This is a genomic window from Rhizobium bangladeshense, assembly GCF_017357245.1.
Classification (GTDB): domain Bacteria; phylum Pseudomonadota; class Alphaproteobacteria; order Rhizobiales; family Rhizobiaceae; genus Rhizobium; species Rhizobium bangladeshense.
This window is the reverse complement of the sequence record NZ_CP071612.1, coordinates 2,754,134-2,780,017: the sequence shown is the minus strand read 5'-3', so window position 1 is coordinate 2,780,017 and position 25,884 is coordinate 2,754,134. Positions and strand designations below refer to the sequence as shown.

20 protein-coding genes, 5 pseudogenes and 1 riboswitch are annotated in these 25,884 nt (G+C 64.1%); of the genes and pseudogenes, 15 read left to right on the top strand and 10 right to left on the bottom strand.

Annotated elements, in window-relative coordinates; all coding sequences use genetic code 11:
* Positions 1 to 9: 9 nt before the first annotated feature.
* On the top strand, positions 10 to 591 hold the full coding sequence (locus tag J2J98_RS13575) for a TetR/AcrR family transcriptional regulator (protein ID WP_207603133.1): 582 nt from the start codon (positions 10 to 12) through the stop codon (positions 589 to 591).
* A 187-nt stretch (positions 592 to 778) separates the two neighbouring features.
* Here J2J98_RS13575 and J2J98_RS13570 read toward each other — a convergent pair whose 3' ends face one another.
* Positions 779 to 2,746 (bottom strand): adenylate/guanylate cyclase domain-containing protein, encoded by a 1,968-nt coding sequence (locus J2J98_RS13570; RefSeq protein ID WP_207601319.1) that lies wholly within the window; start codon positions 2,744 to 2,746, stop codon positions 779 to 781.
* Entirely contained in the window at positions 2,746 to 6,462 is a 3,717-nt protein-coding gene (locus J2J98_RS13565) for a FecR domain-containing protein (protein WP_207601318.1), read from the bottom strand. The genes J2J98_RS13570 and J2J98_RS13565 overlap by 1 nt, the downstream gene beginning before the upstream one ends.
* Positions 6,463 to 6,591: 129 nt before the next feature.
* On the opposite strand from J2J98_RS13565, the gene J2J98_RS13560 reads away from it, so the two are divergent.
* Both J2J98_RS13560 and J2J98_RS13555 read left to right on the top strand, forming a co-directional pair.
* Positions 6,592 to 7,131 carry a Pycsar system effector family protein gene (locus tag J2J98_RS13560; protein WP_207601317.1) on the top strand — a complete coding sequence of 180 codons (540 nt, stop codon included), beginning with the start codon at positions 6,592 to 6,594 and terminating at the stop codon, positions 7,129 to 7,131.
* Positions 7,132 to 7,518: 387 nt separating this feature from the next.
* The gene (locus J2J98_RS13555; RefSeq protein ID WP_138393487.1) at positions 7,519 to 8,292 is read left to right on the top strand and encodes a DUF1194 domain-containing protein; all 774 of its coding nucleotides are present in this window, start codon (positions 7,519 to 7,521) and stop codon (positions 8,290 to 8,292) included.
* A 141-nt stretch (positions 8,293 to 8,433) separates the two neighbouring features.
* Here the strand turns inward: J2J98_RS13555 and J2J98_RS13550 are convergent, their stop codons facing one another.
* Entirely contained in the window at positions 8,434 to 9,123 is a 690-nt protein-coding gene (locus J2J98_RS13550) for a VOC family protein (RefSeq protein WP_207601316.1), read from the bottom strand.
* A 143-nt stretch (positions 9,124 to 9,266) separates the two neighbouring features.
* The gene (locus tag J2J98_RS13545) at positions 9,267 to 9,701 is read right to left on the bottom strand and encodes a 6,7-dimethyl-8-ribityllumazine synthase (RefSeq protein ID WP_064694549.1); all 435 of its coding nucleotides are present in this window, start codon (positions 9,699 to 9,701) and stop codon (positions 9,267 to 9,269) included.
* Positions 9,702 to 9,781: 80 nt separating this feature from the next.
* Positions 9,782 to 9,926, bottom strand: a riboswitch (FMN riboswitch).
* Between the two features lie 264 nt (positions 9,927 to 10,190).
* Between J2J98_RS13545 and J2J98_RS13540 the strand changes: the two genes are divergently transcribed.
* On the top strand, positions 10,191 to 10,637 hold the full coding sequence (locus J2J98_RS13540) for an SRPBCC family protein (RefSeq protein WP_064705450.1): 447 nt from the start codon (positions 10,191 to 10,193) through the stop codon (positions 10,635 to 10,637).
* A gap of 175 nt (positions 10,638 to 10,812) precedes the next feature.
* Positions 10,813 to 11,124, top strand: a complete 312-nt coding sequence (locus J2J98_RS13535) for a GCG_CRPN prefix-to-repeats domain-containing protein (RefSeq protein WP_064706114.1) — start codon at positions 10,813 to 10,815, stop codon at positions 11,122 to 11,124.
* A gap of 76 nt (positions 11,125 to 11,200) precedes the next feature.
* Here the strand turns inward: J2J98_RS13535 and J2J98_RS13530 are convergent, their stop codons facing one another.
* Positions 11,201 to 11,425 carry an alpha-amylase family protein gene (locus J2J98_RS13530; protein ID WP_207601315.1) on the bottom strand — a complete coding sequence of 75 codons (225 nt, stop codon included), beginning with the start codon at positions 11,423 to 11,425 and terminating at the stop codon, positions 11,201 to 11,203.
* A gap of 253 nt (positions 11,426 to 11,678) precedes the next feature.
* On the opposite strand from J2J98_RS13530, the gene J2J98_RS13525 reads away from it, so the two are divergent.
* The 5 genes and pseudogenes from J2J98_RS13525 to J2J98_RS13505 form a co-directional block, all read left to right on the top strand.
* Complete coding sequence (locus tag J2J98_RS13525; RefSeq protein WP_138393264.1) at positions 11,679 to 12,776, top strand: adenylate/guanylate cyclase domain-containing protein; 1,098 nt, start codon at positions 11,679 to 11,681, stop codon at positions 12,774 to 12,776.
* A gap of 103 nt (positions 12,777 to 12,879) precedes the next feature.
* A pseudogene (locus tag J2J98_RS13520) lies at positions 12,880 to 13,847 on the top strand (ABC transporter substrate-binding protein).
* A gap of 21 nt (positions 13,848 to 13,868) precedes the next feature.
* A pseudogene (locus J2J98_RS13515) lies at positions 13,869 to 14,872 on the top strand (FecCD family ABC transporter permease).
* On the top strand, positions 14,869 to 15,906 hold the full coding sequence (locus J2J98_RS13510; RefSeq protein WP_207601314.1) for a FecCD family ABC transporter permease: 1,038 nt from the start codon (positions 14,869 to 14,871) through the stop codon (positions 15,904 to 15,906). Before J2J98_RS13515 ends, J2J98_RS13510 begins: the two are co-directional and overlap by 4 nt.
* Before the next feature lie 7 nt (positions 15,907 to 15,913).
* Positions 15,914 to 16,699 (top strand): annotated as a pseudogene (locus J2J98_RS13505) (ABC transporter ATP-binding protein); the annotation flags it as partial.
* Positions 16,700 to 16,705: 6 nt separating this feature from the next.
* Here the strand turns inward: J2J98_RS13505 and J2J98_RS13500 are convergent.
* A pseudogene (locus tag J2J98_RS13500) lies at positions 16,706 to 17,388 on the bottom strand (class I SAM-dependent methyltransferase).
* A gap of 151 nt (positions 17,389 to 17,539) precedes the next feature.
* Between J2J98_RS13500 and J2J98_RS13495 the strand changes: the two are divergent.
* Positions 17,540 to 18,187 carry a winged helix-turn-helix domain-containing protein gene (locus J2J98_RS13495; RefSeq protein ID WP_207601313.1) on the top strand — a complete coding sequence of 216 codons (648 nt, stop codon included), beginning with the start codon at positions 17,540 to 17,542 and terminating at the stop codon, positions 18,185 to 18,187.
* The gene (locus tag J2J98_RS13490) at positions 18,184 to 19,422 is read left to right on the top strand and encodes an MFS transporter (RefSeq protein ID WP_207601312.1); all 1,239 of its coding nucleotides are present in this window, start codon (positions 18,184 to 18,186) and stop codon (positions 19,420 to 19,422) included. Before J2J98_RS13495 ends, J2J98_RS13490 begins: the two co-directional genes overlap by 4 nt.
* Positions 19,423 to 19,439: 17 nt before the next feature.
* Here J2J98_RS13490 and J2J98_RS13485 read toward each other — a convergent pair whose 3' ends face one another.
* The gene (locus J2J98_RS13485; RefSeq protein WP_207601311.1) at positions 19,440 to 20,342 is read right to left on the bottom strand and encodes a LysR family transcriptional regulator; all 903 of its coding nucleotides are present in this window, start codon (positions 20,340 to 20,342) and stop codon (positions 19,440 to 19,442) included.
* A gap of 230 nt (positions 20,343 to 20,572) precedes the next feature.
* Positions 20,573 to 21,595 carry an LLM class flavin-dependent oxidoreductase gene (locus tag J2J98_RS13480; RefSeq protein ID WP_064705440.1) on the bottom strand — a complete coding sequence of 341 codons (1,023 nt, stop codon included), beginning with the start codon at positions 21,593 to 21,595 and terminating at the stop codon, positions 20,573 to 20,575.
* Between the two features lie 159 nt (positions 21,596 to 21,754).
* Here J2J98_RS13480 and J2J98_RS13475 point away from each other — a divergent pair, with 159 nt between their 5' ends.
* Positions 21,755 to 22,762, top strand: a complete 1,008-nt coding sequence (locus J2J98_RS13475; protein WP_064711632.1) for an SDR family oxidoreductase — start codon at positions 21,755 to 21,757, stop codon at positions 22,760 to 22,762.
* Positions 22,763 to 22,838: 76 nt separating this feature from the next.
* Here the strand turns inward: J2J98_RS13475 and J2J98_RS13470 are convergent.
* Positions 22,839 to 23,048: pseudogene (locus tag J2J98_RS13470) on the bottom strand (hypothetical protein); the annotation flags it as partial.
* A 17-nt stretch (positions 23,049 to 23,065) separates the two neighbouring features.
* Positions 23,066 to 23,863, bottom strand: a complete 798-nt coding sequence (locus tag J2J98_RS13465) for a DUF899 domain-containing protein (RefSeq protein WP_207601310.1) — start codon at positions 23,861 to 23,863, stop codon at positions 23,066 to 23,068.
* A gap of 115 nt (positions 23,864 to 23,978) precedes the next feature.
* On the opposite strand from J2J98_RS13465, the gene J2J98_RS13460 reads away from it, so the two are divergent.
* Together J2J98_RS13460 and J2J98_RS13455 are read left to right on the top strand one after the other, a co-directional pair.
* Positions 23,979 to 25,199, top strand: a complete 1,221-nt coding sequence (locus J2J98_RS13460; RefSeq protein WP_207601309.1) for a helix-turn-helix domain-containing protein — start codon at positions 23,979 to 23,981, stop codon at positions 25,197 to 25,199.
* Between the two features lie 27 nt (positions 25,200 to 25,226).
* Positions 25,227 to 25,859 (top strand): Vgb family protein, encoded by a 633-nt coding sequence (locus J2J98_RS13455; protein WP_207601308.1) that lies wholly within the window; start codon positions 25,227 to 25,229, stop codon positions 25,857 to 25,859.
* Positions 25,860 to 25,884: the final 25 nt, after the last annotated feature.

Sequence of the window (25,884 nt, the reverse complement as noted above, 5' to 3'; positions counted from 1 at the left end):
GGCGTGGCTATGAAAGCAATGGCTTCGACCTCCGACAAGATCCTCGATATCGCCCAGTCTCTCATCGTGGCGGGCGGCTATAACGGCTTCAGCTATGCCGACATCTCGGATGCGATCGGCATCCGGAAGGCCAGCATCCACCATCATTTTCCTGCGAAGGCCGAGCTGGTCGCGGTGCTGGTGGAGCGCTACACCAAGCAGGCGGAGGCGGGTTTGCAGTCGCTACGCGAGCAAGCAGCAAGCCCTGCCGATCAGCTGCAGTTCTACGTCGACTACTGGCGTTCCTGCATCGAGAACGCCTCGCAGCCCTTCTGCGTCTGCGCGATGCTCGCGAGCGAAATGCAGATGCTGCCGGACGAGGTCGGCTCACGCGTCCGAGCACATTTCCATGCTCTGGCGGCATGGCTGACCTCGGTGTTGCAGGCCGGAGTCGAGCAGGGCCAGTTCCGGCTGGACAAGCAGCCGGAAGAGCAGGCGCAAATGCTGATGGCCTCGGTTCATGGAGCGATGCTTTCGGCGAGGGCTTTCGGCGATCCCGGGCTGTTCATCGCGGTGGTTGGACCTGAGATTGCGAGGCTGCGGGCGGCATAACGATCTCCTCCCGCCAATCTGGAGGATGTCGGCAGCGCTCAAGCGAGCCTCATCCTTGTACGTTGCGGTTGCTGTATAATGAGGATGTGCGGAGGGGATGCGTGTCATCCCTGGGGTTTGAACTCGTGCCTCAGGATTAAGAGCGTTCGAGAGTGCCGCGCCCGACTTGGCGAGAAATGCTGTGCCGTCATTCCCCGCCTTCTGTCAGCGCATCCCGCACGATCGCATAATAATTGGCAAGCTCGGGGATATCAGCGGAAAGCCTGTCAAAGACCGGATCGGACGGCACAAGCGTGGCGGCATATTTCGTCTCGATGAAAGCCTGGTGGGCGGCCAGCGCTTCGGCGTCGGCCTTGTGCACAACGGTGAAGACGGGCGAGGGGACGGTGCGGCCTTTGACGATGATGCGGTCAAGTTCGACCACGGTGTAGGTGTTGGCGACAAGTCTTGCGGTTTCTTCGCCGAGCAGCAGTGCCACGCCGTAATTCTTCGAGGCGCCTTCGAGGCGCGAGGCGAGGTTGACGCTGTCGCCGAGACAGGAATAGTCGAAGCGGCGGGTCGAGCCCATATTGCCGACGATGCATTCGCCGGTGTTGATGCCGACACCCATTTTGAGGATATGCGGCTTGCGGCCGAGTTCGGCCGCCTCCCGCTCCAGCTCGCCGTTCAGCCTCGAAATCGCCGCCTGCATGGCGAGCGAGGCGCGCACGGCGTGAAGCGCGTGGTCGGGATCGTCGAGCGGCGCGTTCCAGAAGGCCATGATGCAGTCGCCCATATATTTGTCGATCGTACCGCCATGATCCATCACCACATCGGAGAGCGGCGTCAGCAGCCGGTTGATCAGTCCGGTCAGCTGCTCCGGATCGTCCTTCAGCGTCTCGGCGATGGTGGTGAAGCCCCGCACGTCGGAGAACAGCACCGAGAGCGTGCGCCGCTCGCCGCCGAGCTTCAGCTGCGAAGGGTCGTTCGACAGGCGTTTGACCAGATCGGGCGATATGTATTGGGCGAAGGCGCGGGTGATCTGGCGCTTGTTGCGGCGCTCCTCGGCAAAATCGAAGGCGGCCTGGCCGAAGACGACGGAGATATAGGCGACCGTCGGGCCGAGCGGCGAGACGAAGACATGGGCAAGCCGGATGCCGGCGGCGCTGACGGCCGCGAAGGCGAGGAGGGCCGCGGCACTGGTCACGACCGTCAGCCATCCGGTCGAGCGCCAGACGGTCGTGGCGGCCAGCAGCACCGATATCAGGATGCAGGCGGCGACCGTCGGCAATCGGGCCTCGGCGATCGACAGGCCCCGGCGGATATTGTCATAGATCGTCGCCTGGATCTCGACGCCGGAAACGAGCTTGCCGGTATGGACCGTATAGGGCGTCGCAAAGGCGTCGACGCCGCCCTTGTCGATAGCGGGCGCATTCTGCAGGCTGAGGCCGACCAGTACCACACGGTCCTTGAAAAAATCCGGCGGCAGCAGGTGCTGAGGATCGAGCGCCTGATAATAGGAGACGGTGGGATAGCTGCGGGCGGGACCGAAGGTCTGAATCAGCCGGCCGGCCGGCAGGGTCTCGGGCGCCACGCCTGCGGCCTTGGCCAGCATGGCGGCAAAGCCGTCCTCGTAGCCCGGGATGCGCCGGAAGGTGCCGTCGCCGCTGAGATCGATCGAGGCGATGCCGGTCACAGCACCCGCTTCGGTAAGCTGCGGCAGCGGTGTCGCGCGGATCAGCTGTGAGGCCTGCGGCGTCTCGATCAGCGTCTCGTCGCCGGCCAGCACGACATCGGGGCCGACCGCCCTGGTGATCGCCGCGTCATTATCCGGGCTCGAGGGCTCGGCCATGATGATGTCGAGGCCGATGACGCGGGCGCCGGCGGCACGCAGCTGAGTGATGAGCTCGGCATGCAGGCTGCGCGGCCAGGGCCATTGCGCATTGATATCGGCAAGCGAGGGTTCGTCGATCGCTACGATGACGGGTCCGCCGGGCGGCGGACGGGGATCGTCGACGGTCGAGAGATAGTCGAAGCTTCTGAGCTCCAGCAGCGACCAGGCGGGCAGGCGCGACAGAAACGAGATGGCGATCAGCGTCGTCAGCGACAGAACCAGGAGCCTGAGATGGCGGCCGCCGGTCTGTCGTGCCTGCCTAGGCTTGTCCGGCGCTCGCATCAGAAGCGGACTTTGAGCGTGCCCTTGAAAGCGCGGCCCCAGCCGGGCACGCCGGGCGTGATCTCGAAGTCCTCGTCGAGCAGGTTATAGGCGGCCGCTTCCAGCTCGATGCGCTTGTCGAACGGCTCCCAGACCAGGTGGGCGTCGAGGCTCCAATAGTCGTCGAGCTTAGTGCCGAACCTATCGCCGTCGCGCTCGCCAATATAGTTGGCGGCCAGCGTTGTCTTGACCTTGGCTTCGTTGACCCAGGTCAATGCAATCTGCCCGGAATTCTGCGGGATGAAGGGAAGAGGGCCGCCATAGATCGGCTCAAGCGGATCGCGGTTTTCCGAATCCATATAGGCGTAGGTAGCCGAAAGGCCGAAACCATGGCCGAGCACGACATTGGCAGTGACGGCAGCGCGATCGATCCTGGCGCGCGAGATCGGCAGGCTGGTATCGGAGGGAAGCGAGATCAGCGGAAAATCGACCGAGAAATCATGCAGTTCCTGATGCTGGTATTCGACCGAAGTGAAGAATCGGTCGGTCCATTCGGCATCCCACTGAAGGGCGATCGTATCCGTATAGCCTTGCGGATTAGTGGAAAACTGATTGGCCTGCAGTCCGAGTATGCCGATCGGAGCAAGGGTCGGCACGGTGGTATCAAAGCTTTGCCGCATGAAGGCGGCACGCAGCCAGTGGTTTTGAATCGGCGTCCAGGCAAGGCCGAAGCGCGGCTCCAGCCGGCTGATGTCGATGCCGTCGCCCTCGAGATGCGTGGCGAACAAGGCGTATTCGCCTTTGAGATCGGGCGTGATCTCGTGCAGCACATCGACATAAGCACGGCCGATATCGATGGTGTTCTCGGTGTGATCGCGAGGAGCTGTCAAACCCAAGAGCGTCGTATCGACCGTGCTGCTGACATCCATCCAGCCGCCTTCGATACCGTAGCGAAATGTCAAAGGTCCGGCGCCTATGGAATGGCTCAGAGCGCCGATATAGGTTTGGGATTCGGTCTCTTGGGTGACGTCGCTAAAGGGAATGATGAAGGGAACGCCTGTCCGGAAAAACAGTGGGTCCACGTCGACATCAAGCGCGTTGTTCGTATCCGATTTGCTTCCAGAATAAAGCAGTGCTCCGTTCAACACGTTTTCATACGCAAACGTGTGGCTCCAGCCGACGCCGGCATATGTGGTTTCGGCGACGGTCTCCTGCGTTGTGTAGAGAGGCAGCGGGAAACGCACGCCGAACACGAGTTCCATGAACGCGGTATTTGACGATAATGCGCTCAGTGAGCCATCATTCTTGCCGTGGTTGACAAAGGCCACCACGCGATCATCGGGCGTGACGGTCGCGGTGAGATAACCATTGGCGCTCAGCAGCTTGTTATCAGTCTGAACGCCGCCGAAATCCCGATAATCGCGATCGAGCGCCAGCTCTTCCCAGGTCAGATTGCCATAGAAGCTGATCGGGATCGTTTCGTTGGAATAGCCCTGGATATCGGCTTCGCCGATACGTCTGGTATGGCCGTCGACGCTGTTGATGCCGCCGCCGAGCGATCCTTCGATGAACGGCACGTCGAACAGCGATGCCGAGCGCGAACGGCCAGAGAGCATGTGCGGTGAGAGCAGCAGGCCCTGGATGAAGGACGAATAGCTCGACGCGTTGCCGCGATACTGGATGATATTGTCGTCGCTGAAGCTCGTCGCGTTGACGAAAGGAAAGATGCTGCCCTTGATCGCCTGGTCGATATAGCCGGTGCCTTCGAAGGGATCGAAGACGGCATCGCCGTAATAGCGGCCCCAGGCATCCAGGCCCTGCAGGCGGAAGGCGTTGTTGAGCGTCGAGCCGGCGCTCGCATTGGCGCCGAGCGAGCTGTAATCGCCGCCGCGGGCGCGCGAACGGTTCAGATATTCCTGAGCGTTGCGGATCGCGCCGTCGGCGTCGTAATCGTCGATATCGACGGCCGTGCGAAATGCCGAGATAGCCGGGTCGTTCTTGTCGAGCCGGTCGGCGTTATCGAGCGCCTGCTGTGAAGGGATGCGGTCGCCTTTTTCGTAGTGAGCGGCGGCGAGCATCAGTTGCGACTGCGAGTGCGCTGGATTGGCTGTGCTGGCGGCGAGCAGGTCCTGCAGCGCCATTTCGCGCTCGCCAATTTGCAGGTAGTAGCGGCCGCGGGCGAGCAAGGCGAGATCGAAGGCTGGATCGAGGGCGATCGCCGTGTCGATCTCGCGCTTGGCTTCCTTCATCCGCCCCTGGTCGAGATAGAGGATCGCGAGGTTCGCGTGCAGCAGCGGGTCCTGCGGATCGAGCTCGATCGCCTTGTTGAAGGCCTTTTCCGCCTCGCCATTGGCATCGCGCGAGCTTTGCAGCAGGCCGAGCGAATTCAGCGTACCTGACCCGCCCGGGGCAAGGGCTATGGCGCGGTTCAGATCTGCGAGCGCGCCGTTCATGTCGCTCTGATAGACCGCCTTGTAACTCGCGCGGGCGGATAGCGCCATCGGATGGTCAGGGTCGAGTACCAGCGAGCGTTCTATCGCTTCCTTCATCTGCTCGCGGTCATCTGTCAGCTGCGCCAGCTGGGCGCGGACCGCCGGAAGCGTCGGATCATCGGGATAGTGCTGTTCCGCTTCCCTGATGATTTCGATCGCCGCGCGCGGGTTTTTCAGGAAGCCCGTCGTATAGGCTTGCATGAGCGCGCCATAGGGGCCGGTCGCGTTGGCCGGCGGCTGTTCGGCATGGGCGGGATCGGCCAATGACCGGGCGAAATAGCCTCCATATTGCGCCATGCTGCGGCGTGTCGGGTCGAGATGCGGCAGGGCCTTGTTGAAGAGCTTGGCGGCATCGCCGTAGCGTTTTTCGGACCCGGCGATGGTGGCTTCGATCAGGTCGACACGCGCCTGCTGAGCCACCGTCAGCTTTCGGCCGCGGACATTCTGCAACGTTGCGGCCGCGGCTTGGCGTCCGTCAAAGGCGCTCTGCACTTCCGCCAGTTGCAGCCAGTCTTCAGTCGTGCGCCGCTCCGGCTGCAGCGCCAGCAGGCGGCGGCGCTCCGCGGCCATGCGGTCGGCCCGCAGCGGCGATGTCGGAATCAGGTCGAAGCCGTCGCGCAGGTCCAGATAGAAGAGCATCTGTTCGCGGTCATCGGGATTGACGCTGATGATCTTGGTCGGCGCCTGGCCGATGGTGGCGACCGCGCCTTCGCCCTCGCTCACCTCGACGCTGCCCTGCGGGTTGCTGAGCGCCACCCGGCCTTCCAGCACGATCATCGAGGTCTTGGCGCCCTCGACTGTCATCGTCCAGTCGGTGCCGCGGATCGCGGCTGCGGCGGCCGGTGTCTCCACCGTCAGGCCCTGGCCGCCGCGCTCGGCGCGCGCCCAGATGGTGCCGGATTGGAGGTTGAGCACCGTATCGCCGCTCGCCGCCATCTTCTTGACCTGCAGCGAGGAATTACGGCCGAGGCGAACCTGGGTGTGGTCGGAAAAAACGATAGCAAGCTGACCGTTTGCATTGGTGCGCAGCACGTCGCCGGTCAGAAGATCCTGGTTGATGTCGACAACGCGCCAGTTTGACACGTCGATGAAGCGGACTTCCTCGCCGGTCTTGCGAGCGATGACCGAGCCGGCAACCGGCGTGGCCCGCGGTACGGGATCGGCCATTGCCGGCAGCCCAAAACTGGGCACGCCAAAAGCAAGCGCCAACCCGACGCGACAGATGTTACTGGAATAACTCCGCATGTCCTCGACCCCGTACCCCGCTTCCCCTTTGTCGGTGTAGAGAGGAAAAGTCAAGCATGTTGCACACGTGTTCTTGCTTTCATCGCGAAGTGTAATATCAGGGAAACACTTTTCAGGTGGAGTATTCACGTGAGCGAATTTGAAAATGCCACTGAGGTTATGCTGAGCAATCCGACGAGCGGGGACGTCAGCACCGAGTATTTCGACCACATCAAGAAAATCAACGACATATTTTATGATCAGATCAAGATATCCGATCAGAAGGCAGCCTACATCTTTACTTTCATGCTCGCCTTTCTGGTGAGCTCCAGTGAGGTGAGGGCGGTCTTCAGCGTGACGCGCTATACCGGCGGCACGTCGGGAAGCGTGCTGTTTTCCGGCCTGCTGGCGGCGGCCTCGGTTTTTTCCATCCTGTCGGCGATTCTCGTCGTGCTGCCGCGACGTCTCGGTACCTCGACCTCGCTGTTCTGGGGGGCCTGGCCGAAACATCGCGACATGTTCTTCGAGGCCGCTCTTCGCCGGGACGAGCGCTACCTCTTCGACCAGTACTTCGAAAACGCCAATATCCTCTCCGCCATCGCCCGCAACAAGTACCGCTGCGTCACCTTCGCGTTTCGCGGGTTGATGGTGAGCGTGATCGCCTATGTGCTGCTTTTGATTGCGGGGTGAGGGGAGCCTTGGTTCCTCGCGAGAGCCTCGCCCCCAAGGTGACCTGCAAGAGCCTCGAAGGGCGGGGCGGCTGTGCCGGCGGTCGATGACTGCAAGTGGCAGCGCCGAGAGTGCCCTTCGAGACTTCGCCCTCACGGGCTACACACCAGGATGGGGAGCGTCGGAGCATGCCGCCTTTCCTCGACCTCAAGAACCAGCTTCAGCTCGATCTTTTAGGCCGTCCTATCACGGCAACCGCGGGTACAGAGCGCAAGGCCGGAGCCTGGGCGGGCAGGCCGGACATTCCTGATATCACCGAAAATTGAAGCCTCGCGCTCCGCCGGGCGTCCTGCGCAGGCCAAGCTGTGTTACAGTTCCTTCGCCTGATGGCGCGGGGATTTGCCGATGCTGACGACGACACTTGCGGTGCTCATGGGTCTTTCCGGCGTTGTTCCGGCGGCGGGCGTCGGCGGAAACGAGGTCGACGTGACGCTGGTGCTTGCCGTCGACACCTCGCGGTCGATGGATTTCGAGGAGATCAGTATTCAGCGCCAAGGTTATGTCGAGGCGCTCAAGCACAAGGAATTTATCGATGCGGTCAAGAGCGGGCTCACTGGTCGCATCGCCATCAGTTATTTCGAATGGGCGGGGTATGTCGTCCAGGATTCGATGATCGACTGGCAGGTGATCGAGTCCGAAGTGGATGCGATCGCCTTCGCCGACAAGCTCGATGCCCGGCCGATCGCCACGCAAAGGCGCACATCGATCTCGACCGCAATCGACCACGGCGCCAGCATGATCACCGCCGGTCCCTTTCGTGGCCGGCGTGAGGTGATCGACGTTTCCGGCGACGGCCCGAACAATTCCGGCGATCCCGTCACTCCCGCCCGCGACAAGGCGGTGGCATCAGGCATGATCATCAACGGCCTCGCCATTATGCTGCGGCCCTCCGATGCGCAGGGCGGGCTTGACAAATACTACGCCGATTGCGTGATCGGTGGCCCCGGCGCTTTTGTGCTGCCGGTCCACAAGATCGAGGATTTCGCCATCGCTGTGCGCCGCAAGCTGGTGCTGGAGATCAGCGGCCTGCCCCCGCCGGTGACGGTGAGGGTCGCCGGCGAGGCGCCGACGGCGGATTGTATGATCGGCGAAAAGCTGTGGCGGGATATATTTGATCGGTGAATTGGTGGTTTGGGCGGGGCGCTGCGGGTCCTGGGGATGGGAGGAGATGCCGTGTGGCACCCCCTTTCTCCTGCCGGTGAAGGAAGCGACAAACATCCCGCGTCCTCCAGCGAGGCGGGTGCTCCCTGCGCCTGCCGTCACCTAAAGCGGCAACGCCTTGCCGGCCTGCTCGCTGACCATGTATTCCGCGTACCAATCGGGCCAGTTATCGTCGTATTTGCCGCCGTTTCGCTTCTCGTGTTCGCCGTGGGCTTGCGCGGCGCGGCGGAGCGCGGCTGCGAGGTCGCTCGAGGTGGAGAAGGCGGTCTGGTCGGAGTCAATGCGGCCGGGCAGACGAGTGGTGACTTCCTGAAAGAGCCAGCCGTTGCCGTCGGGATCCCTGAACGAGGCGAAGGAGCGGTAGCTGCGTTGCTCGGGGTCGCGGCCAGCGATGCGCAGGCGTCCGAAGAGATAGGGCTCATCCTTGCCGGCATAGACGCCTGATGCGTCGTGGAAGATCTCGCCCACCTCGACGCCACGGGCGACGAGATCGCGTCGCGCCTCCTCGATGTCGGAGACGATGAGGTAGAGCCCCTGCGCGGAGCCGGGGGTGGCGGCGGTGACATTGCTGCCGAAGATGATCGCGCAGCCGGAGCCCGGCGGGGTAAACTGGATTACCCGGAAATCGGCATCATTGGCGAAATCGGCGTCGAGCCTCCAGCCCAGGCTCTCGTAGAAGCGTTTGGCGCGGTCGACGTCGGAAACGGGGATGACGACCACTTCGAGCTTGGTGTCGAGCGGTCGAGTCGTCGTGGATTCGGTTGGGGATTCACTGTGCATTGCATTGCTCATCTTCAGCTCCCTCAAGGTCTGGACGCATTAAGAATGGCGATACATGTCGGGGTCGAGTGGACCACAGCGCGGGTTGGGCGTCGAATCAATTCTTCTGTTGGGAGAAGACGGCGGGCCGATCCCGCCGCCTGTGACGCGGGCTTCTATGCCGCAAGAGCGGCGCGGGTCTTGCCGATCATGAGGGCGGCGCGCGCCGCCTCGCGGCCTTTCTCGACGAAATGGGCGCGGTAGATCTGCGTGTGATGCTCTGTTTCCTGATAATGATGCGGCGTCAGCGAGACCGACAGCACCGGCACGCCTGTATCCATGCCGGCGCGCATCAGGCCATCGACCACTGCCTGGGCGACGAATTCGTGGCGGTAGATCCCGCCATCGACGACGAAGGCGGCGGCGATGACGGCGGCATAACGGCCGGAGGCGGCAAGATCGCGCGACAGCAGCGGCATTTCGAAGGCGCCTGGAACATCGAACACGTCGATCTGCTCGGCGGGAACAAGCTGTTGGAAACCTTCGAGCGCACGGTCGACGATATCGGCGTGCCAGCCGGCTTTGACGAAGGCATAACGGGTGGGTGTCATAGTCATCTCCTTTGGCGTACAGACACGTCACCCAAGGCGATCACGAGCATCCGCCGCCAGCCCGGGAGGGCAGCGGCATCGCACGTTCTCTTTCATCCGGACTATGACCGTCGGCTCAGGCATCTCACCTGATCTGCTGACCCTTCCCTAGAGAAGGCGCTCGCGGGCTCGCAATCGAAACTGCATACCGCCGGTAGGGACTTTCACCCCGCCCTGAGAACGGCGCGACCATAGGGGCACGGCGGCGGTCTGGCAATAGGGAGATGTTTTCATGGGTGGAGCGGGTTGCAACTGCAAGGGAGCCTCATTCTGAGGCGCCCCGCAAGGGGCCTCGAGGGCGAGGCGGGTGCTTTGGCGGCTGATGGATGCATGCAAATCGCCCTTGCTGAGCGTACGCTTGCGCCTACATGCTTCCCCGAGGACATCCACGTCGATAACAGCACAATCGTCTTCCCTGCTGAAGCGGGGCGGCAACCATGGGAGGGAGATATGCAAGAGTCTTTCGTCGTGCGCCGCGAGGCGCATATTGCGGCGCCGCCGGCGGCGGTGTTTGCGCTGATGACCGATCCAGAGAAGATTCTGCGCTGGATGGGGACGGAGGCCGAGGTCGAGCCGCAGCCGGGCGGGCTTTATCTCGTCAACGTCACCGGCGCCCGATTTGCGCGCGGCTCGTTTCGCGAGGTGGTGCCGGTGCATCGCCTTGCCTACAGCTTCGGCTGGGATGGCAGCGAGGTGGTGCCGCCGGGATCGAGCCTGGTCGAAATCGACCTGATCGAGCAGGGAGGCGGGACGCTTTTGCGGCTCACCCATAGCGGCCTGCCGAGTGCGGAACAATGCGCCGGCCACGAGGAAGGCTGGGCGCATTATCTCGGACGGCTCACCGAGGTGGCAGCCGGGCGGGATCCCGGTCCGGATCGCTTTTACGGCAGGACGTGAACGGTATTCGGCAGCGGCGGGACACTCGTCAGGCGCTCGACGCTGCGAGAGGAACGGCCGAAAACCGGCCGTCAAGAGGCGAGGTTTTTCGAGGGCAAACATGAACGCGCAGTTCATCGGAGGTTCAATTTGGCGGGCCTAATGTGGGTGCGGCTGGATTGAATTGGAGTTTTCGATGAAGGCACTTACTATCGCGGCTGCCTTGCTCGCTGGCAGTCTCTCGATCGGCACAGCTCAGGCGATGCCGGTCGGGACAATCAAGGTTGAGAGCGCTGTCACGAAGGTCGACTACGCCTGCGGTCGCGGCTGGCACCTGACGCGCTGGGGCGAATGCCGCCGCAACTGGCGCCGCCCGCCGCCGGTGGTCTTCTATGGCGGCCCACCGCGCTGGGGCTGGGAGCGGCGGCATCACCACCATTGGGATGGCCCGCGGTGGCGCGAGGAGCGGCGTTGGCATCGCGAGCGCCGCTGGCGCGACGATTACTAAAGGCCTTGTACAGAGGCAGACGAACGAAGGCCGGTGCGATGTTCGCCGGCCTTTTTCCTGAGAACTACGGCGGCACTTAGATGCGGTTGACGAGCCAGTGCTTTCCGTCGATCAACTCTTCGAGCTCGGCCGGATCCTTGACGCCGAACTCGAACCATTCGATGAGTTCCTTCGCCTTCCGCTTGCTCTCTTCCGCGGTAAATTCGATCCCGTAACGGGCGCACCACCGCCGAAGGATCGACGTCAGCAGCGTCATGTCGTTCCCGTCAAGCGGGTCTTTCGGCCAGTATGTCGTGCCCATCGCAACCCCTCAATCGCAGATGACAAGCTGGCACATAATGGAATCAAAGCCGCGCAAGTTTAAAGTGTTTTTTGGGCGATTTTCCACCGCGGTGAATGTTTTTCCACAGGGTTGTTTTGCGAGGGGGTTGACAGGGGATGCGGGCCAGGCTGCTGGCGGACGCCCCGGGTGCAGGCGCCCGGAGGGGTGCGCGGCCTCCGCGGGACGAACGCCGCGGGGTTGCCCGCACACTGGGGTGATGCGATGCTGGGGCATGGATCTGCCTCCCTCCCTTGCCTGGCTGGTTGACGAAGCCGCGGCTTCGCCTGGTCCCGAGCAGTTTCTGGCCGAGCTCGGGCGCCGGCTGCTGGTTGGTGGCCTGCCGCTTTCCGGTGGCGCGCTGACGCTTTCGGTGCCGCATCCGATTATTGCGCGGCGCACCTGGCTGTGGCGTGCGGAGACCGGGGCGGTCATCGAGGCGCTGGGCTTTGCCGCCGCCCCGCGAAGCGATGCCGGGCGCGAGTGGCTCGCCGGGCTCGGACCGGTGTGGGAGGAGAGGATCGGGAATTCGGAAGACGGTACGATGCTCGGCTGGGCGGCCATCGGCAAGGGGGCAGGGGCGGACGCATTCGCTCCGGATGAAGCCGGCCGCCTGAGGGAGGTCGCGCGTTTTGCCGCCGCACCGGTTGCAGCCCTTGCGGCGCGGGAGGCGCGGGCAGCCCTGCTCGAAGCCTATCTCGGTCGGCGCAGTGCGGCCCGGGTTCAGTCGGGCGTGCTTGCGCGCGGCACCGGCGAAACCATCCGCGCGGCTCTTCTCTGCGCCGACCTCCGTGATTTCACCGCGCTTTCTCAGGTGACGGAGCCGCATGCGATGATATCAGCGCTCGACGCATATTTCGACCGCATCGCAGGCGCCGTGCATGCCTTTGGCGGCGAGGTGCTGAAATTCATCGGCGACGGTGTGCTGGCGATTTTTCCCGTCACGGGCGCTTCCGGCGAAGAGAGCCGCGGTGATCGGGAAGCCTGCGAGGCGGCGCTCCGAGCCGTCGCGGCCAGCCGCGCCGGCATGATCCATCTCGACCAGATGCGCGAGGCGCAAGGGCTGGCGCCGCTGCCCTTCGGCGCCGCGCTGCATTTCGGCGAGATCCTCTGGGGCAATATCGGCGCGGCCGACCGGCTGGATTTCACCGCCATCGGCCCAGCGGTCAATATGGTCAGCCGGCTGGAAGGGCTCTGCAAGCCGCTCGGCCACAGCGTGCTGATCTCGGGCGAGGTGGCGGCGAACACCGAGGCCGTGCTGACGCCACTTGGCGAGCACTTTTTGCGTGGGATCGCAGAACCTTGTGCAGTCTTCACCTTGGCTGAGGATTGAGCCGGCCAAGCGGCATTTTCCCGAAAGCGCGTCCGAGAATCATGATTGTTAAACTCCGCTTTTTTAGCTAAAGCCTCTGCGCATGAGAGGCGAGTTTTCAGATATGACTCGATATGTATATAAATTTTTCTCGGCCATCGGCCTATCCGCAATGCTGGTGGCGGGCGCCGCCCAGGCGGATGACGGCAAGAAGGTCTCGATCGTCGATGATCGGGGCATCACTGTCGAAGTCCCGGCGCAGCCGAAGCGCATTGCCTCGATTTCCTATATCGCCGATGACGTCGCGCTGGCACTCGGCATCAAGCCGGTCGCCAGCACCTATATGACTTCAGGCCGCGACCCGCTTTTCTGCTCGGCCTGACTGCCGGAATGAAGCAGATCGGCCAGCGCGCAAAGCCCAATCTCGAACTTCTCTCCGAAGCCAAGCCGGATCTGATCATCGCGATCCGCCGCTATACGGTGGGCAATGCGGCGCAGCTTCAGAACATCGCACCTTACGTCGCCTACAACATGGAATTGCTGGAAGAGAGCTACAAGGAGGTTGCTTCTCTTTCCAAGCTGCTCGGCAAGCCCGAGCGCGGCGAGCAGCTCAACGCCGATTTCCGCAAGCATCTGGCGGAGTTTGCCGCCAAGGCGCCGAAGAATGTTCACCCGCGCTTCCTGATCATGTGGGGCGGCGCAACGCCGTTCGCCTTCCACACGGAAAATACCTCGGCCTCGATCGTCGCTGCGATCGGCGGCGACAATGTTCCGGGGCCGAAGAGCCCGGGTGGCGAATTCGGCATCGACCTCAGCCTCGAAACCATGCTGGAAAAGGACCCGGAGGTCATCTTCGTCTATGATTCCGGCCCGGATCGCCCGCATGAGAGCAACCCGATCTGGTCACAGCTGTCGGCGGTCAAAAACAACCGCGTCTTCTATGTCGGCGACCAGTGGGTCGAGACCAACGGCCCGATCGCTCGCGAAATCGTCCTGCGCGAGGCCGCGCACTACCTCTACCCCGACACGTTCCCGGCCGTCGACGTGAAGGCCGAAGCCGCCAAGCTGATCCCGGCCGAACTGCAGAACTAAGCCCAAGGAACAAGGTCTGCGATGAGCCCCCGGCAATCATTCCTGGCCATAGGGCTCATCGTCGCCGCCGCCATGCTGGCGACGATGCTCGGCCTGCTGGTCGGTGCCAAGACGCTTTCGGTCGAGACGGCGCTGCGCGTGCTGCTGGCGCCCGACGGTAAGCTCGAATCTGTCCTCGTCTGGACGCTGCGCCTGCCGCGCAGCCTGGCGGCCGCCGCCGGTGGCGCCGGACTTGCCGTTTCCGGTATGTGCTGCAGACGCTGACGCGCAATCCGCTGGCCGATCCCGGTATTACCGGCGTAACATCGGGGGCGGTCGCGCCGATCGTCTGCTGCTTCGTCTTCGTGCCTTGGCTTTCGCCTGCCTATTATCCCTTCATCGGCCTTGCCGGCGGGCCCCTTGCTGCCTCGGTGACATTCTGGGTTTCGCGCGGCGGGCAGGGGCGGCCACTGCAGCTTGCGCTCGGCGGCGTCAGCGTCTCGCTGTTTCTCGGCGCGATCACCACCTATGTTCTGCTCTTGACCGGGCCGCAATCGGCATCGCTGCTCTTCTGGCTCGCCGGTGGCTTCCAGGGGCGCACCTGGTCGCACCTCCTCTATATGCTGCCATGGACGATCGCCGGCGTCGTGGGCGCGCTCGTTCTGCGGCGCGTCATCGGCATGTTCATGCTGAGCGACCATGCGGCGGCCGGCATGGGCCTGCAGCTCGGTCTGTGGAAGCCGCTCATCCTCATTCTTGCCGTCATTCCGGTCGCCGGTGTCGCGCCGATTGCCGGGCCGGTGGCCTTCGTCGGTCTTGCCGCTCCCCACATCGCCCGGCTGCTGAAACCCCGCGGCACGGGGTGGGAGATCGGGTTGAGCGCCTCGCTCGGCGCGCTGATCGTGACGGTCGCTGATGTGTTGGCGCGCAGTGTCGCAATCCCGCGTGAGTTGCCGGTCGGCATCGTCACCGCATTGCTCGGCGGACCGGTCTTCATCTATCTCGTCCAGCGCGGGCGGCTCAGCTTCGCGGGGGAGACGCAATGAGCGCCCGGGCATCGATATCGGCTGGTCCGAGAAGCCTCGGCATAACAGCTGCGCTTGCCGTCTTGGCTGTCCTGTCGCTTGCGGCGGCGGTCTTCCTCGGCGTCGCCGATATTCCCATGGCTGACGTCGCGGCCCTGCTGACCGGCGGCGGCTCGGCCGAGGCGCGGCTGATCATTCTCGATATCTGGATGCCGCGCATCGCTACCGGCATCCTGGCCGGCATTCATTTTTCGCTGGCGGGATATCTGCTGCAGACCATCACCCGCAATCCGCTCGCCGACCCCTCGCTGATGGGCGTGTCGCAGGGAGCGACTCTCTCGGTGACGATCTTCCTGCTGTTTACCGTCTATATTCTCGAGCCCGGCTCGAACACGCTGGCCGAACTGCCGGTCGCATGGCTGCCGGCTGCAGGTCTCGCCGGCGGCCTGCTTGCCGGCGGCGTCATCTATCTGCTTGCCTTCCGTCTCGGCCTCAGCGCGCTGCGCATCACCCTCTGCGGCGTGGCAGTCGGCGCGGTGCTGCATGCAGTGGCGATCGGCCTTATCGCCGGATGGGGGTCGTCCCGTATCGAGATCATTCTCGAGTGGCTGTCGGGCAGTCTTTACGCCCGCAGCTGGGATCACGCGCTCTTCCTGTTGCCCTTCACGATCGCTGGGCTCGCCATGCTGCCGGTCGTCTATCGGCCGCTGATGCTGCTGCAGTTCGATGCGCCCGTCGCCCGGTCTCTCGGGCTCGGCTATCGCAAGTACTTCTCGATCGTGCTGATCGTCGCCTGCGCGCTCGCGGCAAGCGCCGTCGGCGCGGTCGGACCTGTGGTCTTCGTCGGTCTTATCGTGCCGCATCTCGCCCGCTTCCTGGCTGGGCGGAACTTCATGCTGTCGCTTACGCTGACGATCGTGTTGGGCGCCGTCATCGTCACGCTCGGCGATCTCATCGGCCGGCTGCTGGGACAGGCCGAGGAAATACCGATCGGCGTGGTCACAGCCGTTTTCGGCGTACCGCTTCTGCTCGCGCTGCTGCGCAAAAACATGTGAGGCCGAAATGCCATTGTCCTGTTCCGACCTCTCGGTGATGTACAACAAGCGAAAGGCTCTCAGCGGTTTCAGCCTCTCGCTCGAAAAGGGCGAGATCCGGGCGCTGATCGGGCCGAACGGCTCGGGCAAGAGCACGGCGCTGCATGCGCTGGCCGGCCTCATCCGGCCAGCGGTGGGCAAGGCGTCGCTCGACGGCGTTGCTGTCGCCTCCATGTCGCGCCGGATGCTGGCGAAGAAGCTCGCTTTCCTGCCGCAGCAGCCGACCGCTCCCGACGAGATGACCGTCGCCCAGCTCGTGCGCCAGGGCCGCTATCCGCATGTCGGCCTGTTCCGCTCTTATGACAGCCGCGACGAGGAGGCGATCGAATGGGCACTCGATAGCACCGGACTATCTGATTTGGCCGACCGCAGCCTGCGCGAATTATCCGGCGGCGAACGTCAGAGGGCGTGGATCTCCGCCGCTCTCGCCCAGGAAGCGGAGATCCTGCTGCTCGACGAGCCGACCTCCTTCCTCGACATCGGCTATCAGGTCGAAGTACTCGATCTCGTGCATCGGCTGAGCCGCGAAAAGGGCGTGACGATCGTCATGGCGATCCACGACATCAACCAGGCGATCGCCGTCAGCGACCGCGTTTCGCTGCTAGAAAAGGGGCAGCTCAGATTCGACGGTGCGCCACGCGAGCTTGCCGAGCGCAATCTCATCCAGGAAATCTTCCGGGTCAGGGGCCGTTTCGTCCAGGTCGCTCCGAATAACCCGCCGCATTTCGATGTAGAGCTGATGCGGCTTCACCGGCAGTGTCTAGGGCTTCACAAGCCTGAAGACGATCTTCGTCTGGGTGTAATAGTCCAGCGCATCGGCGAAGTCAGGCGTCCAGCCGTCCGCGACGAAGGGGATGAAGCCGTCATATTCGAGCTTGCGCGCGGAGACAGCGAAGCCCGCCTTTTCGAAGGCACGGCCGTAATCGGTGACCGACCGATCCTGAACGACGGTGTTGGTGCGGTTGGCGACGAGCTCGCGCCATTTCGGCAGAGCGGATTGTCCGTGTGGCAGCCAGTTACCGCATAATAGACGCCGCCTGACTTCAGTGCCTGGCGGATATCGGCGGCGTGCGCGTCGATATCGGGAACGAGATAGATGACCTCATGGCTGACGGCGAGGTCGAATTCCTCGCTCCAGCCCTCCAGCCTGCCGCCGACCTGATGCTGGATCGGCAGATTGCCTTTCAGCGTCTCGGCCTTGGCAATGGAGGTTTCGGCGATGTCGATACCCAGGGCCCTGCGGAATGGTCGAATCGCATAGAGATGCCGCAGCAGGCCGCCCTGATTGCAGCCATAGTCGAGCACGTTCTTATCGGAGAGGTCACGCTCGAGCATGAGATCGATCAGGTGGCGCCATATCGGCGCATGCCCATCGGCCATCCTATCTTCGGCATCGGGGTCGATGTACCAGGTACCGATATTTTTCTGCGCGTCCTCAGCCATCCCTTTGCCCCTCGTTCATGCGGACTACCGCCACGGTCATAGGGCGCGTCATCATGCCTGGCTATAGGCGAAGCCGGTTTTCAAGAGCCTTCCGAAACAGTTTTGCAAAGAAATATTTGCAAAGATATGTTTGCAATTGTATGATAGCATCATGAAAGAGCAGAACTCCGATCCAGCCGCCGATGCCGCCATCTCCCGCACCGTCAGCCGGGTCGTGCCCGAACCGACGGCGCTGAAGGCGTTGGCGCATCCCGTGCGGCTGCGCATGCTTGGCATGCTGAGGATCGACGGCCCCGCCACGGCGACGCAGCTCGCGGTCCGGCTGGGCCTGAACAGCGGCGCGACCAGCTATCACCTGCGCCAGCTCGCCCAATATGGTTTCATCGAGGAATCGCCGCATGCCTCGCGACGCGATCGCTGGTGGCGCGCCAGCCACGAGCTGACCTCGGTGCCGGCAAGCGAAGCCGAGGGGGAGGCGCTCGATCTCGACGTTGCCTTCAACCAGGCGGCGCTTTCGCTGCACGTCGGCCAGATGCAGCAGGCGCTGGAGGAATATGCCGGGCTGCCAGTCGAATGGCGCAGGGCGACGGCCGCCGACGACATCCTCATCCCGATGAGGGCTGAACAGGCCGAAGCCCTGACGAAGCGGTTGAGAGACATCATTCTTGACGCGATGCGGGCGGCCCCGCCGCTGGGAGAGGCGACGCAGGATCCTGACGTCGTTCCCTTCTATGTAATGCTTCACGCTTTCCCTTATCCGGGCCGCGTTCCGTACCGCGAGCGGGAGAGTGAGCCGTGAGAAGGGGCAAGCCGTTTCTGAGGTTCGCCGTCGCCGAGACGCTATCGCTGTCCGGCACCCGGCTCTCGACCATCGCCATTCCCTGGCTGGTGCTGAGTGCTACCGGCAGTCCGGTGCTGACCGGGCTGACGGCGATGATGGAAATGCTGCCTTATGTGCTCGCCAAGGCGCTCGGGGGACCGCTGATCGACCGGGTCGGCGCCAAGCGCATCGCCATCATTTGCGACATTGCTTCCGTTGTTGTGGTCGGGCTGGTGCCGCTTCTCGATTTCTTGGGCATGTTGACTGTGCCAGTGTTGCTGCTCCTCGTCTTTGCCATGGGTGTGCTGCGCGGGCCTTCCGATGCCGCCAAGCAGGCGATGGTTCCCGATATCGCGACCCTCGCCGAAGTGCCGGTCGAACGGGTGACCGGCGTCTCCAGCGCCATCGAGCGGCTGGCCTCGACGGTGGGTGCGGCCGGCGCGGGCGCGCTGATCGGGCTGATCGGCCCGGGTCAGGCGCTCCTCGTCAACGCCGCCACCTTCGCTGCGGCTGCCCTGGTCGTTGCATCAGGCATACCCGGCACCCGCCGCGCTCCCAAGATCCCCGCCGCGCCCGACGCGCGGCCCGGCAGAGCGTCAACCTATCTCGGCGATCTCCTGGAAGGCTGGCGCTTTCTGCGCGGCGACGCGGTGCTCGTCAGCATTGTCGCCATGGTGGCGATCACCAATCTGCTCGATCAGGCCTATCACGCCGTGCTGCTGCCGGTCTGGACGCGGGACGCCGGTCACGGGCCGGAGCTGCTCGGCGGGCTGCTTGCCGCCTTCTCCGGCGCCTCAATCGCGGGCGCGGCAATTGCCGCTGTTGTCGGCGAGCGCATGCCGCGTTTGATCGTCTATACGATGGCTTTTTTGCTGACCGGATTTCCGCGTTTTCTGGTGCTCGCCGTGGATGCGCCGCTCGGCTCCGTATTTGGGACGCTGGCAATCGCAGGCTTTGCCTCCGGTTTCCTCAACCCGATCCTGTCGGCGGTGATCTTCGAGCGCATCCCCAAACCACTGACCGGGCGCGTAACGGCGATGAACACCGCTCTCTGCTTTGCCCTTATCCCCTTCGGTGGCCTCGTCGGCGGTGCGCTGATCAGCACGACCGGGCTTGGCGCAGCGATGCTCCTCTGCGGGCTCGCTTATCTCGCGGCGACCCTCTCTCCGCTGGCGCTCAAGAGCTTCCGCGGTTTTGACAAGGCTGTGGCATGAGCCCCGCGGACGCGTTACTAGCCTGGTCCGATTTCCTCGATCATCAGATCGATAAAGCAGCGCACCCGCGGCTCCAGCAGGCCTCTGTCGGGATAGAGCGCCATGATCTTCGTTTCGTCGGTTTCGAGCTCGGGCAGGACCTGCCGGAGACGACCGGCTGTCAAATCGGCGGCGATGAGGAAGTCCGGAAGGAGCGCGATGCCGAGTCCGGCCAGAGCGGCATCGCGAACGGCTTCACCGCTGTCGAGCCTCAGGCGGCTGCGCCCCTGGGCCCTGATCCAGCCGGCACCGCTGCGAAAACGCCAACCCTGCCTTTGGCCGCGGCTGGTGAAGAACAGGCAGTCATGGGCGGCGAGATCTCCTATATAGCCGGGCATGCCGCGTTCGGTCAGGTAGGTGGGCGAGGCGCAGAGCCGCGCCTTGTCACTGGCGATCACGCGCGTGATCAACCGACTGTCGCCGGCCGATGGCGCCGCGCCAATCCCGATCGCCAAGTCGAAGCCATCCTCGAGGATATCGCCCGGGCGATCGGTGAAGCTCACTTCGGCCTGCATGTCCGCCCAGGTCCGAAGATATTTTTCGAGCAAGGGAAGCACGACGAGCCGCCCGAAATCACCGGGAACGGCGAGCCTGAGAACGCCTCGCGGCACACCACTTTGCCCCGCAACGCTCGCTTCCGCCTCGTCGACCGATGCCAGGATCTGCAGCCCGTGGTCATAGAACACTCGTCCTTCGGCGGTCAGGCTCAGCGTCCTCGTGGTACGGTTGAGCAGGCGCGCGCCGAGCCGCTCTTCGAGTCGAGTAACGGCCTTTCCCGCTGCCGAACGGGAGAGACCCATGGCTTGGCCGCCGGCGATAAAGCTTCCGGCATCGACGACGGCCATGAAGATCAGGATATCGTTCAGGTTCGTGCGGGGCATGGGCCAACTCGAGCGATTCGACTACAGCCTTAAGTCGGTCGCGTCGTGATCGATTCAAGGTTCGAACCATCAACGCCGACCGCGCCAGTAAGGTCCCGAGCGTTGCTTCTATGTCGACACAAGTTCGCCGATCTTGCAGCCGCTGCAATCATCGCAACGATGGCGGCCCGACGACAGCTGCCATTCTCATCACCATCACCCATATCGCCAGGGCGCGCCAAGTGTCGCCGTCAGCGCCACCCGAGCGCCGGAGCGACGTGGGTGAGGATCGCTTCGATGACGTGGGCGTTGTAGGCAACGCCGAGCTGGTTTGGCACGGTGAGCAGAAGCGTATCAGCCTCGGCGATCGCCTCGTCTTCGGCAAGCTGCGTGATGAGTACGTCAGGCTCGGCGGCGTAGCTGCGGCCGAAGATCGCCCGGGTCTTCTCGTCGATGAAGCCGATCTTGTCGCCCTCGTCGCTGCCATAGCCGAAATAGGCGCGATCGCGGTCGTCGACCAGCGCGAAGATGCTGCGGCTGACTGAGATGCGCGGCTGGCGCGTGTGGCCGGCCGCCTTCCAGGCTTCGCGATAGGCGCGGATCTGGTCGGCCTGCTGGACGTGAAACGGTTCGCCGGTCTCGTCGTCCTTCAGTGTCGAGCTTTGCAGGTTCATGCCGAGCTTGGCGGCCCAGACTGCGGTGGCGTTGGAGCTAGCGCCCCACCAGATCCGCTCGCGCAGGCCTTCCGAATGCGGCTCGAGGCGTAGCAGGCCCGGCGGGTTTGGAAACATCGGCCGCGGGTTCGGCTTGGCGAAACCTTCACCGCCCAGTACTTGGAGAAAGACTTCGGCGTGGCGCCTGGCCATATCGGCATCGCTCTGACCTTCCGGCGGGCCGTAGCCGAAATGGCGCCAGCCGTCGATCACCTGTTCGGGCGAGCCGCGGCTGATGCCGAGTTGCAGCCGGCCCCCGGCGATGAGATCGGCAGCACCCGCATCCTCGGCCATATAAAGCGGATTCTCATAACGCATGTCGATAACAGCCGTGCCGATCTCGATCCGGCTGGTCTTGGCGCCGACGGCCGCCAGCAGCGGGAACGGCGCTGCGAGCTGCCTCGCGAAATGGTGCACGCGGAAATAGGCACCATCGGCGCCGAGTTCCTCAGCCGCAACGGCGAGGTCGATCGACTGCAGCAGCGCATCACCTGCCGAGCGCGTCTGCGACTGGGGCGAAGGCGTCCAATGCCCGAACGAGAGAAAACCGATCTTCTTCATGTCGCGGCCCTATCCGTTGCATCTCATGGTGGATTGGTCATCGCATAGTTTTGGTGCGCAAGACAATCGCAACCGGATGGAACTCCGCTTTCACAGAGGTGTTTGATGGATGCGCTGCTGTGGAGCCCGGCGCTTTCCCCAGGACAGAGAGGCGGAACGATGTCTATCAATCTCGAGAATGCAGTGGTCGTCATCACGGGAGCATCGAGCGGTATCGGTCAGGCCACCGCCGAGGCTTTCGCGCGGCGCGGAAGCAGGCTGGTGCTGGCCGCTCGCAACGGCGAGGCCTTGGAAAAAGTCGCAGAGACGTGCAGAGGTCTAGGCGCCGAGGCTGTTTCCGTCGTCACCGACGTTACCGAGGCTGCTGCTGTCCGCGCGCTTGCCGACAAGGCGAAGGCGTTCGGCGATATCGACGTCTGGGTGAGCAATGTCGGCGTCGGCGCGGTCGGGCGGTTCGAGGAGACGCCGATCGAGGCGCATGAGCAGGTCATCCGCACCAATCTGATAGGTCACATGAACGATGCCCATGCCGTCCTGCCGATCTTCCTGAAGCAGGGCAGGGGCGTCTTCATCAACATGATCTCGCTCGGCGGCTTTGCGGCTGCGCCATTCGCGGCGGCCTATAGCGCCAGCAAGTTCGGCCTGCGCGGCTTCTCCGAGGCGCTGAGGGCGGAGGTCGCCGACAAGCCGCGCATCCATGTCTGCGACGTCTATCCCGCCTTCGTCGATACGCCGGGCCTCAGACACGGCGCCAATTATGTCGGCCGCCAGGTCTCGGCACCGCCGCCGGTGCTCGATGCGCGCCGCGTCGCCGAGGCGATCGTCGGCGTCGCCAGGTCGCCGCGCGCCACCACCACCGTCGGAGTGGTCACCACTGCAACACGGCTTGCCCATTTGCTGGCGCCCAACCTCGCTGCCAGGGCGCTCAGCCGTTTCATGGCCGCCTATTTCAAGCGGGCGCCGCGCGCCGTCGAAAGCGACGGCAATCTCTATCGGCCCTCCACGGACGCGGCCCGGATCGACGGCGGGCTCCGATCGCCGCACCGATATTCGGTGCCGCTCCTCCTCGGCCTGGTCGCGGTTGCCGTGCTGGCGCTTGCGGCTGCTGGGCAGAGGGCGAACCCGCGCCGGCGGCTGGCTTTGGGCAGTCGGCACCGGCTTTGGTAGTGGATGGCCGGTGCCGATGCTGGATGTTTGCACGGCGTGACGCGCGGTATAAACGGACTTGGCAGGCGCCGAACCATCATCTGCGGCGCAAGCCCTCCCTGCTGGCGAGCCGCAGCCACGGACCCAGATGGAACGCGCTCATCAGCACGTACATCGGCACCATTCCGCCGATAGGGAAGGCATCGGGCGTGGTCATGCAGATCATGTCCGGGGTGCCGGTTGCTGCTGTCAGCGCCGCCATGATGGCGAATGTCGGGGCAGCGGCAAGCGACAGGTAATCGGCGGCGGAGGAGTACATGACAGTTACTCCCTGCCGTAGCGGTCATGATGGCGCCACCAGATGCCGGTTTCGTTGCGGCCCTTCGGCGCGCGATCGAGCCATTGATACACGCCCCAAAGCCCGTCCAGCCCGCGCGCATAGCTCGAATAGCTGTGGTAGACGACGCCGTCGATGAGTTCGAAGGCGCTGACGCCTGGCCGGTCGCGGGTGTAGGTGGGGACGTCGGTGCCGGTCATCGAAGCGATCTGAACGATGGGCTCGTCGCCGCCGCGCGACTGCCATTCAGGCGCTGCTTTGGCCGCCGGCGGCATGGGCGCGGGCGGTTCGCGGCGGTAGTTGTATTCGATCTCGCCCTGGCGCTGCTGCTCCGGGCTGAACCAGACGCTGAAATCGGCGTTGAAATCACTGCCGGCCGAGGAGGCCCAGGGAAAGCTCCAGTCCATGCGCCTTTTGAAAGCCTCAAGCTTTGCGAGCGGGGCGCGTGAAACGGCCCAGAAGGCGACGTCATGGTTTTCGAGGTGGACGAAAAAGCCGTTGAAACCGTCGGCGATCGAGGAGCAGGAGGGGCATCCGGCGTTATAATCCGGCCCGAACATGAAGTGATAGACGAGGAGCTGCGAACGCCCTCCGAACAGATCCTTCAGTGAGGCGCTGCCGATTTCGGTGTCGAAGCGGTATTCCTTGTCGATCCGCACACGAGGCAATTGCTGGCGCTTCAGCGCCAGCGCATCGCTGCGCCGCGTCAGTTCCTTTTCCTCCTCGAGCAGATCGAGTCTCGCCGCCAGCCATTCCTCGCGGGTTGCGTCCAGCATTGCCTTCATGGGGCTTCTCCTTTGCCTGTCTCTCGTCGTAGCATCCGGCGCGGTTGCCTGCCGTTGAACGAAGATTACGGCCGGAGGGATAACTGCCGGGAGTGACAAGTGTGACGGGATTTGAATGGACTCGCTGATTACGGCCGCCGCGCAGGCGCTGGCATCGGGCGATACGCTTGGTGCGCTGAAACGGGTGGCGCTGCGCGACGATGCGCCGGCGTTGGCGCTGCGCGGCATTGCCATGGCGCAGCTTGGCGACCTCATTCGGGCTAAGGCGCTGCTGAAGAGTGCCGCGCGCGCGTTCGGACCGCGGGAGGCGGTGGCCCGCGCCCGCTGCGTCGTCGCCGAGGCCGAGATTGCGCTCGTCTCGCGCGATCTCACCTGGCCGCCGAAGGCGCTGGAGGCGGCGCGCAAAGTTCTGGAATCGCATGGAGACCGGGTCAACGCCGCCCATGCCGGCAATATCGCCATTCGAAGGCTGGTGCTGATCGGCCGGCTCGACGAAGCCGAGCAGGCGCTGGCCGCGCTCGACCCGACGCCGCTGCCGCCGGCATTGCGGGCCGCCCATGAGCTTGTTGCCGCCGGCATCGAGGTCCGGCGCCTGCGGACACGGGCGGCGCGCGCAGCACTTGAAAGGGCAAGGTCCGCTGCGCAGCGGGCCGGTATGCCTGTGCTGACGGCGGAGGTCGAAGCCGCTGGACATGTGCTCAGCATTCCGGCAGCGCGGCTGGTTTCGCGTGGCCACGAGCGCCCGCTGCTGCTTGCCGAGGTGGAGGCGCTCTTTTCCGGTGGCACGCTCGTCGTCGATGCCTGCCGCCATATCGTGCGCGCCGCCGGCGCGGCGGTGCCGCTCGCGAGCCGGCCGGTGCTTTTCACGCTCGTCCGTGCGCTTGCCGAAGCTTGGCCGGCGGATGTAGCGCGAGGGGCACTAATCGCACGCGCCTTCCGCGGCAAGCATGCCGATGAATCGCACCGTGCCCGGCTGCGGGTCGAGATCGGCCGGCTGCGCGCCGAACTTTCCGGGCTGGCGGAAGTCTCGGCGACGAAACGTGGCTTCGCCCTTTCCCCGGCCGGCGCCGCTGAGGTCGCAGTGCTCGCCCCGCTCGTCGAAGGGCCGCATGCGGCGGTGCTCGCCTTCCTCGCCGATGGCGAAGCGTGGTCGAGTTCGGCGCTGGCAATCGCGCTCGGCGCCAGTCCGCGCACCGTGCAGCGGGCGCTGGATTCGCTCGCCGGCGAGGAGAAAGTGCAAGCGATCGGACGCGGGAGGGCGCGCCGCTGGATGAGCCCACCGCTCTCCTCTTTCCCGACGATCTTGTTACTCCCGGGGCCGCTGCCGAGCGACTAGTATGGATCAACCGACAAGGAGGAAGACATGAAGACATCGACTGCGACCATCCTGCGTGAATATGGACCCTTTCCGGATGCCGAGCGCGTCCACGGCGTCACTTTCGATGGCCGGCATGTCTGGTTCGCCTCAGGCGACAGGCTGAACGCGCTCGATCCCGACAGCGGCGAGGTGATGCGCTTCATCGAGGTCGCTTCCCATGCAGGCACGGCTTTCGACGGCGAGTTTCTCTATCAGATCGCCGAGGACGTCATTCACAAGATCGACCCGAAGACCGGCCAGATCCTTTCCACTATCCCGGCCCCCGGCAATGGCGGTGATTCCGGCCTTGCCTGGGCCGAGGGCACGCTCTGGGTCGGCCAGCATCGCGGCCGCAGGATCCATCAGATCGATCCCGACACCGGCGAGATCCTGCGCACCATCGAATCCAACCGTGTCGTGACAGGCGTCACCTGGGTTGATGGCCAGCTGTGGCACGGCACATGGGAGGGCGACGACAGCGACATCAGGCGCATCGACCCGCAGACGGGTGAAGTGCTGGAGCGGCTTGATATGCCCGAAGGCACCGGCGTCTCCGGCCTCGAATCCGACGGCGCCGCTTGCTTCTTCTGCGGCGGCGGCAACAGCGGCAAGATCCGGGCCGTGCGCCGGCCGGGGTAAGGCCGGGGTCCCGCCAAGCGTAAGC

What these genes read in the sequence shown, in the direction of transcription:
- J2J98_RS13485 (WP_207601311.1), bottom strand. Translation starts at nt 20,342, where the DNA reads ATGCCCCGCACGAACCTGAACGATATCCTGATCTTCATGGCCGTCGTC.
- J2J98_RS13530 (WP_207601315.1), bottom strand. Translation starts at nt 11,425, where the DNA reads ATGGGCACGACATACTGGCCGAAAGACCCGCTTGACGGGAACGACATG.
- J2J98_RS13535 (WP_064706114.1), top strand. Translation starts at nt 10,813, where the DNA reads ATGAAGGCACTTACTATCGCGGCTGCCTTGCTCGCTGGCAGTCTCTCG.
- J2J98_RS13545 (WP_064694549.1), bottom strand. Translation starts at nt 9,701, where the DNA reads ATGACACCCACCCGTTATGCCTTCGTCAAAGCCGGCTGGCACGCCGAT.
- J2J98_RS13550 (WP_207601316.1), bottom strand. Translation starts at nt 9,123, where the DNA reads ATGAGCAATGCAATGCACAGTGAATCCCCAACCGAATCCACGACGACT.
- J2J98_RS13465 (WP_207601310.1), bottom strand. Translation starts at nt 23,863, where the DNA reads ATGAAGGCAATGCTGGACGCAACCCGCGAGGAATGGCTGGCGGCGAGA.
- J2J98_RS13525 (WP_138393264.1), top strand. Translation starts at nt 11,679, where the DNA reads ATGGATCTGCCTCCCTCCCTTGCCTGGCTGGTTGACGAAGCCGCGGCT.
- J2J98_RS13475 (WP_064711632.1), top strand. Translation starts at nt 21,755, where the DNA reads ATGTCTATCAATCTCGAGAATGCAGTGGTCGTCATCACGGGAGCATCG.
- J2J98_RS13455 (WP_207601308.1), top strand. Translation starts at nt 25,227, where the DNA reads ATGAAGACATCGACTGCGACCATCCTGCGTGAATATGGACCCTTTCCG.
- J2J98_RS13575 (WP_207603133.1), top strand. Translation starts at nt 10, where the DNA reads ATGAAAGCAATGGCTTCGACCTCCGACAAGATCCTCGATATCGCCCAG.
- J2J98_RS13565 (WP_207601318.1), bottom strand. Translation starts at nt 6,462, where the DNA reads ATGCGGAGTTATTCCAGTAACATCTGTCGCGTCGGGTTGGCGCTTGCT.
- J2J98_RS13540 (WP_064705450.1), top strand. Translation starts at nt 10,191, where the DNA reads ATGCAAGAGTCTTTCGTCGTGCGCCGCGAGGCGCATATTGCGGCGCCG.
- J2J98_RS13570 (WP_207601319.1), bottom strand. Translation starts at nt 2,746, where the DNA reads ATGCGAGCGCCGGACAAGCCTAGGCAGGCACGACAGACCGGCGGCCGC.
- J2J98_RS13510 (WP_207601314.1), top strand. Translation starts at nt 14,869, where the DNA reads ATGAGCGCCCGGGCATCGATATCGGCTGGTCCGAGAAGCCTCGGCATA.
- J2J98_RS13495 (WP_207601313.1), top strand. Translation starts at nt 17,540, where the DNA reads ATGAAAGAGCAGAACTCCGATCCAGCCGCCGATGCCGCCATCTCCCGC.
- J2J98_RS13460 (WP_207601309.1), top strand. Translation starts at nt 23,979, where the DNA reads ATGGACTCGCTGATTACGGCCGCCGCGCAGGCGCTGGCATCGGGCGAT.
- J2J98_RS13480 (WP_064705440.1), bottom strand. Translation starts at nt 21,595, where the DNA reads ATGAAGAAGATCGGTTTTCTCTCGTTCGGGCATTGGACGCCTTCGCCC.